Below are 7,326 nucleotides of genomic sequence, written 5' to 3' on the forward strand. Positions count from 1 at the left end.
AGAAAGTGGTGCGGAGATGAACGAACGGCCCGCCGTTTACCAGGTCCCAGCCGACGAGCGCGACGTGCGCGAGCTGGAGCAGCTGGTCGCGCAGATCGAGATTGGCTTCAACCACAAGAATCCCGCCGTGCTCGACGGCCGATTCACCGACGACGCGGTACTGGTCGTACCCGACGGAACGGTATTGCGCGGCTGGGATGACCTGTTCGCCTACCACACCGCGCGGTTGACGGGACCCGTCAAGGAATGGACAACCCGAATCGCCGTGACGGCCGTACTGCCCTTGCGCACCGACGTCGCCGTCGTCCACGTCAGGCAGGACACGTCGACCCCGCAGGGCACCTTCGGCAACCACGGCACCATCGTGGCGGTCAAGAAGGACGAAGCCTGGTGGATCGCCGCCATGCAGAACACCAATGTGGCGTGAGAAGCCGGCTGGGCTCAGGAGGCGGCGCGCAGTGTGGTCCGCAGTGGCCACGACGACTTCCTGCACCGCCGGACCGAGATCACACACGGGTTGGGTGGGCGGTGATGCACATCCTGCCCACCGACGACGACCCTGACACGGTGTCGGGGTACGGCGTGAAGTGCGGAGGTAGATACGAACACCTGCTGCGCCGCGCGCACGCGTCCGCTGTCGTGCAGTTCGAGCCCGGCGACCCGGAATGGAGTGTCGAAATACACCGTCATCGTCGCCACCCCTCAGCCTGCCGGTTGGCGGTGAACGGCTCGCGCCATGGCCGTCCGTCAAGGGTGGTGCTGATCGGGGTGTTCAGCAGCGCGGGTGTGGCGTGGTGCTGAAGGCTGACAGGCGGCGGCTGCGGCAACAGCTCAGGGGTAGCCTGCCGTCATGGCGAGCGCCGAACTGGATGAGTTGATCGTCGCGGACGCCGAGGCGCTGCGTGCGTGGTTGTCGGCCAACCACGCCACGTCGCCCGGCGTCTGGCTCGCCCTGACCAGAAAGGGCGGCACAGTCCCCACGCTGACCTGGCAGCAGGCTCTGCTCCCCGCGCACGCGGGGGTGATCCGGTTGGTCCTCTCCTTCGCGTCACCCTGAACCGCTGCTCCCCGCGCACGCGGGGATGGTCCGGAGGGCGACCCCATCAGGACGTGAACCAAGGTCAGCTCCCCGCGCATGCGGGGGTGGCCCCAGCCCGGCGCCAGGTCGGAAACACCACAATCGAGTACGCAAAGCTTTTGACCATCAATTGCCGCCGATGCCTACTGAATTTGGCGACCCACCATGGAAAAGCTCAGCAGCCAGCCGGCTCGAATCGCCTACTGAAGTAGCCAACGGTGGCCGTATCTCCGCCGACCCTAAAACCACAGGTCATCGTCGCCGTCGAGCGCTCAGAGCCGCCTGACAATCAGCTACACGCCTGGCCAGAGTGGGCAGCCTTTACTAGCGTCACGAAGCTCAGGTGCCGGTCGTGATCAGGGCCGCCAGCGAACACGGCGGCCGGGAAGGACGTAGCGCATGGTAGAGCGATGGGCCGTGGAGCGGGCAGTTCGAGACGCTGACTGCTGCCTCAGCCCCTCCGGGCGCCACCTTATCCTCACACTACTCACCTGGACGGATACCGCGACTGCCGTCATCCCGCCACAGTTCTCACCGAGCTTGACAGATCTGGAACAGGCAACAGGAATGGCCCGCTCCACAATCGCTGTCTGGCTGAACCGGCTCGAAAAACTGGGCTGGATCGCTCGGTTCAGACCGAAGGTCCTTCGAGAGTCAACTGGGCCAGGCGCCGGCAGCCGCGGCGATTCTCACGAAGTCGCTGAAGTCGCGGGGTGGTCGGCCCAGAGCTTGTTGCACGCCGTTGGAGATGTGGCTGTCCATACCGCGTCGGATCGGGCTGACCGCGTCGGCGTAGTCCTCGGCGTCGGCCTGGGGCCATCCTTCGGCGACGAGTTCGGCGACGAAGTCCTCCGGCGACATGGGCACGTAGCGGACCGTGCGGCCGGTGGCTTGTGAGATTGTGGCCGCTGCCTCGGCGAGGGTCACCGCTCGGGGGCCGGACAGCTCGTAGATCCGGCCTGCGTGGCCGTTCTCAGTGAGGGCCGCGACCGCGACCGCGGCGATGTCCTCGGCGTCGACGAAGCTCGCCGCGCCGTCGCCGGCGGGCAGGCGCAACTCGCCGGAGCGCACGGCGTCCAGGAAGAAACCCTCGCTGAAGTTCTGCGCGAACCAGGCGGGTCGGACGATCGTCCATTCCAGTCGGCAGGTGCGCACGGCGTCCTCGCCGTCGATGTGCGTCTTGCCCGCAGCACTGTTCTCGCCCGCGTATCCAGCGACGTCCACCCCGCGCCCGGACAGCAGCACGACCCGCTTAACCCCGACTTCCTCGCACAGCTGAACGAATGGACGTGTCAGCAGCTCACCGTCGAACGGAATGACGTAAACCCTCTCCACTCCTTCCAAGGCGGCGTCCCACGTGCTGCGGTCGGTCCAGTCGAAGGGCGGCTCACCTGACCGCGACCCCACACGAACCCTGACGCCCTTGTTATTGAGCTGGGACACGACCCGGCTGCCGGATTTGCCGGTGCCGCCGGTGACCAGAATCGGATGCTCAGTCATGCGGCCAGTCAATCCTGTGCGCGGGATTCGGGCCATGTCTTGAACGCTCGTTTCGATCTCTGTGCGTCTACATTTGGCGGGGTGGACACGCTGATTGGTCTGTTGGACGGGGTGCGGGCACGCGGTGCCCTGATCACCCGGACCGTCATGCCTGAGGGCTGGTCCCTGCGCTACACGAGCGGTGCCCAACTGAGTCTGGTCACCATGCTGCACGGCCAAGCGTGGCTCGTTCCCACCAGCGACGACCCGGTCGCGATCGGACCGGGAGATATCGCGGTCATCCGCGGCCCCGATCCGTACACGGTGACCGATGACCCGTCCGCGTCACCGCAGCGGGTGATCACCAGCGCGGACTACTGTGCCCAAACGGCCCGCGCCCGCCTGCACGGCGGCGTCGACCTGGGCCCGCGGACGTGCGGCGTCACCGAAACAGGCTCGGCCCTGCTGCTCAGCGGCGTATACGAAGGCCCGGCCGGCATCAGTGAACGCCTGCTCGACGCCCTGCCCCGCCTCCTGATGATGCAGGAGGCGGCACTCGACCAGCCGATGCTGGATATCGTGGCCCGGGAAACCGCCTTGGACAAGCGCGGGCAACAGGCTGTCCTGGACCGCCTGCTGGACCTCCTCCTCGTCTCGACCCTGCGCGCCTGGATCGACCACCCACAGAACGACCGCGCAGCGTGGTACCGAACCACCAGCGACTCCATCGTGGCCCTCGCCCTCCGCCTCCTGAACGAGAACCCGGCCCACCCCTGGACCGTCGCCGAGCTCGCGGCCAAGACCGGAGTCTCCCGCGCCATCCTGGCCCGCCGCTTCGCCACCGAGGTGGGCGAACCCCCCATGCGTTACCTCATCGGTCGGCGCATCGCCCTAGCCGCCGACCTCCTACGCGAAACCGAGGCCACTGTCGGCTCGATCGCCAGAAAGGTCGGCTACGCCAACGCATTCGCGCTCAGCGTCGCCTTCAAACGCCGCCGCGGCATAACCCCCACCGAACACCGCACCAGCATCGCTCTCCACACCCACACAGCCGGATCGGACGGACCCCAGCAGGCCACCGACGCCCCCAGATAACCGGCACCGCCACGCCCGCCCGGCAAGTGAGCCGACGCTGGCCCATAGTGACAGATCGGAAAGACCGTCGCCCCAGCGTTCGGCATTCTCCACCTCGACCACGCCCGCACCACATGACGACCCTCGGTAGCCAAGTCATTGCGCGGAAAGGCTCACTGGCTGGTAGTGCTCTATGCGCGTGGCGACGGAGAGCAACCCAGGAGGTAGCACTACCCGAGCGAATGCCAGTCCTCGAATGCCAGTCCTCGAAATGTCCGGTCTCAGGACCTCCGTGACAGATCAGTCTCGGGACATGGGTGACACGTCCAGCTAGAAATCTTTGGCTGGCAAGGTTAGGGATGTGTTCGTGTAGCGACGGCGACAGCTACTGCGGTACGACCAAGCCGTGCACGGCGGTGTCCGGGGTTGAGGAAGATCGGTACAGCGGTTAGCGGTTGTAATGATCTTGTCCGTTAGGCGAACCCCCAACGGACACCGTCCCCGCTGACCCCGGCGCCACGGTGACCAGCGGCGCGATCTGTCTCACATAGGGTGTCCGATGATCTGTCCGGTGAGCGGGGGGCTATCCGTTATCGATAGGCTCACCGGCATGACCGCCGTGCTGATCGGGCTACGCCCGTTGCTCCACCGACAAGCAGGACCTGCAAGCCAACCGGCAGATCCTGCTCGACCTCGGCGTGCCCGCTGATCAGATCTACCTCGACCGGGCGTACTCCGGCACCAACCGCGCCCGGCCCGGCCTGGACCAGGCCCTGGCCGCCGTCCGTCCCGGCGACACCCTCGTCGTACCGAAACTCGACCGACTCGCCCGCTCGGCTCCCGACGCCCGGGCCATCGGTGACTCCCTCGCCGCCCGCAGCATCCGCCTACAGCTGGGCACGATGATCTACGACCCGACCGACCCGATGGGCAAGATGTTCTTCAACATCCTGGCCACCTTCGCCGAGTTCGAGGTCGACCTGCTGCGCATGCGCACCCGCGAAGGCATGGCCATCGCGAAGGCCAAGGGCAAGTTGAAGGGCCGGGCCCCGAAACTGTCGAAGACCCGGCAGGCGCACCTGCTCAAGCTGCACGCCGCCGGCGAGCACACCATCGCCGAACTGGCGGAGCTGTTCGAGGTGTCGCGCCCGACGGTGTACCGAGTCCTCGACCGCGCCAGCATCACGACAGCCACAGCGGATGCGGTATGACCGCCGCAACACGTACTCCACCCCGGCCTGAACACCCCCATGGGAAGCGAGCACCACACCGTGTCGATCACCGCTGACAGAACCGCCCTCACCGACCCCGCCCGGCTAGCTGCGGTACGCCGTTACGAGATCCTCGACGCCCCCACCGACGGCCAGTTCGACACCATCGCGACGGCCGCCGCAGCGGTGTGTGGCACTCCGATCGCCACGGTCAGCATCGTCGACGCCGACCGGGTCTGGTTCGCCGCGACCCAGGGACTGGATGGCGTCGCGCAGGTCGGCACCGAACCGGGACTGTGCGCGTCCGCGTTCTGCGCCGAGGGCCCGTACGTGGTCAACGACGCGGTCACGGATCCGCGCACCCTCGACCATCCATTAGTACGCGGCGAGCTGGGGCTGCGGTTCTACGCCGCCGCCCCGATCATCACCGCCGACGGGCACCACCTCGGCACCGTTACCGCGATCGACGCTATGCCTCGGGAGTTGACCGAGGCGCAGACGACCGTGCTCGGTCATCTCGCCGACCAGGTCGCGCAGCACCTGGAGCTACGCCTGGCCACCATCAAGGCGGTACGCGCCGAACGCCAGCTCCGCGCCGAGGCCGAGCAACGCGCCGCCGCCGCCGCCGAGCTCGCCGCCCAGATGCGAGCCGCGGCTGCCGTACAGGCCACCACGCCGCACCCTGAGCACTGCCAGCTCGGCGGCACCGCCGGCTGCACCGCGCCGGCCGAGCTGAAGATCGCCGACTCGTGGGGCGACTCAGCATGGGGCTGCACCACCCACGTCGAAGAGGCCATCCTCAACCTCCGTTCGGTGTTCATCGCCACCGAGGAACTCGGTGGCCTGGCCGCCTACCTCAACCGCTGACCGTCACCACGAACCAACCGTCCGGCCCGCGCGTGCGGCACCGGCAGCCGGGTGACCGCCCGCCACGCGCGCACCCCGCCGCTACCGGCCTCGTGGTGCACTTGTTGTCTTCCCCGGCTGTCACTGGGTGGCAGCTTCGGGATCGCGCAACGGCCGCAGTGTCTGCTCGGCGCTCGGGGCAGGGAAGCTGTAGCGGCCGAGCATGTTGATGTGCGCGTACCCGAGCGGGGAGAGCCTCGCTGCGTCTTCGTCGTGGACCGGGTAGCCCTGGCCGCGCAGCACGTTGACGGCCAGGTCGATGTAGCGGGTATTCCACAGCACGACCGCGTTGAGCACGAGCCCGAGCGCGCCCAACTGGTCCTCTTGGCCCGCTCGATAGGGCTGCATGATGTCGCCGCGGTGCCCGTGCAGGATCTTGCGGGCCAGGGAGTGGCGGGACTCGCCGATGTTCAGCTGCCGGGTGACGGTGCGCCGGTAGGTCTCGTCGACCGGGTCGACCATCGCGAGCAGGTGCAGCGTCTTGGCGATCCGGCCGTACTCGGCCAGGGCCTGCCCGAGCGTGGTCGGGGAGCCGTCGCGGGTCAGCATCCGCAGCAGGTCGTAGGCGCGGACCTGGTTGGTGACAAGGGAGCCGGCCACCCGCAGCATGTCCGGCCAGTGCGTTACGATCCGGTCGCGCCCGCAGCGCGGCGAGCGCCCGGGCCTCGTCGGCGCGCGGCGTGGTCATGTGTCCGCAGGAGCAGGCCGCGCGTACGCGCCGGCCGGACGGCAGGATCCCGGCGACCAGATGCACCAGGGAGGGGCCGGGCGCACCGCGCTGGCCGTGCTCGATGTTGCTGGGCATCAGTGTTCCTCGCCCGCCCGGGCGGGCCCGGTGGTGCGCTCAATGCTGGTCATCATGCGGTTCCTCCACATGGAGATGATCAAGTGAGGGTCGGGGCCAATACCCGTGGTCCCGACCCCCGCAAGGTCAGGTGGTGGGCTTGTCGATCGAGGCGATGACGACGTCGCCGAGGGCAGCGCCGAGGCGGTCCAGGTGGTGCGCGACCCGCAGCAGCTGCCCCGCCGTGTACGGGCGCGGGCTGGCGCCTCCGGGCACGGTGAGGGTGCGCTCGGGGTCCCCGGCGACCGTCACGGTCACCGGCGGGGCGTAGTCCTCGCCGTCGTGGGCCGGGGTCAGCTCGACCGTGGCGGCGAACGCGGTCGCCGCGTTGAACGGCACGTCCAGTGCGATGACGTCGGCGCGTTCGACGTGCGCGACCGCGTCGGGGAGGCTCATGTCGGACCCGGCGATCCGCAGGGCGGTGTCGGCGATGTCCGAGGCGTTGAAGGCCACCTCCGACCAGCGCGAGGTGTGCACGCTCGTCTCCGGCTCGACGCCTCGCAGTTGTTTTTGGTCTGGAAACGATGGGCGGGCCTCTACGCAGGCACCCTGCCGGTCGTGACAGCCCCGAAGGAAAATCTTGGCCGGGGATGTCGAGATGCAGGGCGCGGCTCCGACCGAGAGCCGACGCCGAGCGACCGGGCACGCGACGAGAAGGAGCTACCGATGAAGTACATGATCATGATGTTCAGCGGGATGGGAGCGTCGCTGGTCGACCGCAGCCCGGAGTGGAT

At 68.0% G+C, this 7,326-nt stretch carries 8 protein-coding genes and 1 pseudogene; 6 read left to right on the forward strand and 3 right to left on the reverse strand.

Annotated features, from left to right (window positions below; genetic code table 11):
• The first annotated feature begins 16 nt into the window (after positions 1–16).
• The 3 genes from E1182_RS11360 (at position 17) to E1182_RS11370 (ending at position 1,057) form a co-directional block, all read left to right on the forward strand.
• Complete coding sequence (locus E1182_RS11360; protein ID WP_132263854.1) at positions 17–427, forward strand: SgcJ/EcaC family oxidoreductase; 411 nt, start codon at positions 17–19, stop codon at positions 425–427.
• A 104-nt stretch (positions 428–531) separates the two neighbouring features.
• Entirely contained in the window at positions 532–801 is a 270-nt protein-coding gene (locus tag E1182_RS11365) for a hypothetical protein (protein ID WP_132263857.1), read from the forward strand.
• Between the two features lie 49 nt (positions 802–850).
• Entirely contained in the window at positions 851–1,057 is a 207-nt protein-coding gene (locus E1182_RS11370) for a hypothetical protein (protein WP_132263860.1), read from the forward strand.
• 675 nt (positions 1,058–1,732) lie between these two features.
• Here the strand turns inward: E1182_RS11370 and E1182_RS11375 are convergent.
• Positions 1,733–2,614 carry an SDR family oxidoreductase gene (locus tag E1182_RS11375; protein WP_132263862.1) on the reverse strand — a complete coding sequence of 294 codons (882 nt, stop codon included), beginning with the start codon at positions 2,612–2,614 and terminating at the stop codon, positions 1,733–1,735.
• Positions 2,615–2,659: 45 nt separating this feature from the next.
• Here E1182_RS11375 and E1182_RS11380 point away from each other — a divergent pair, with 45 nt between their 5' ends.
• The 3 genes from E1182_RS11380 (at position 2,660) to E1182_RS11390 (ending at position 5,709) form a co-directional block, all read left to right on the forward strand.
• Positions 2,660–3,652, forward strand: coding sequence for an AraC family transcriptional regulator (locus E1182_RS11380; RefSeq protein ID WP_132263864.1), 993 nt, complete (start codon positions 2,660–2,662; stop codon positions 3,650–3,652).
• Positions 3,653–4,311: 659 nt separating this feature from the next.
• Positions 4,312–4,842 carry a recombinase family protein gene (locus E1182_RS11385; protein ID WP_243706173.1) on the forward strand — a complete coding sequence of 177 codons (531 nt, stop codon included), beginning with the start codon at positions 4,312–4,314 and terminating at the stop codon, positions 4,840–4,842.
• Between the two features lie 60 nt (positions 4,843–4,902).
• Positions 4,903–5,709, forward strand: coding sequence for a GAF domain-containing protein (locus tag E1182_RS11390; RefSeq protein WP_243706171.1), 807 nt, complete (start codon positions 4,903–4,905; stop codon positions 5,707–5,709).
• A gap of 120 nt (positions 5,710–5,829) precedes the next feature.
• Here the strand turns inward: E1182_RS11390 and E1182_RS11395 are convergent.
• Together E1182_RS11395 and E1182_RS11400 are read right to left on the reverse strand one after the other, a co-directional pair.
• Positions 5,830–6,381 (reverse strand): annotated as a pseudogene (locus E1182_RS11395) (Tn3 family transposase); the annotation flags it as partial.
• A gap of 298 nt (positions 6,382–6,679) precedes the next feature.
• Positions 6,680–7,069 carry a hypothetical protein gene (locus E1182_RS11400; RefSeq protein WP_207921361.1) on the reverse strand — a complete coding sequence of 130 codons (390 nt, stop codon included), beginning with the start codon at positions 7,067–7,069 and terminating at the stop codon, positions 6,680–6,682.
• Positions 7,070–7,326 lie beyond the last annotated feature (257 nt).

Origin of the sequence: Micromonospora sp. KC721 (genome assembly GCF_004348355.1) — a bacterium.
Lineage (GTDB): Bacteria > Actinomycetota > Actinomycetes > Mycobacteriales > Micromonosporaceae > Micromonospora.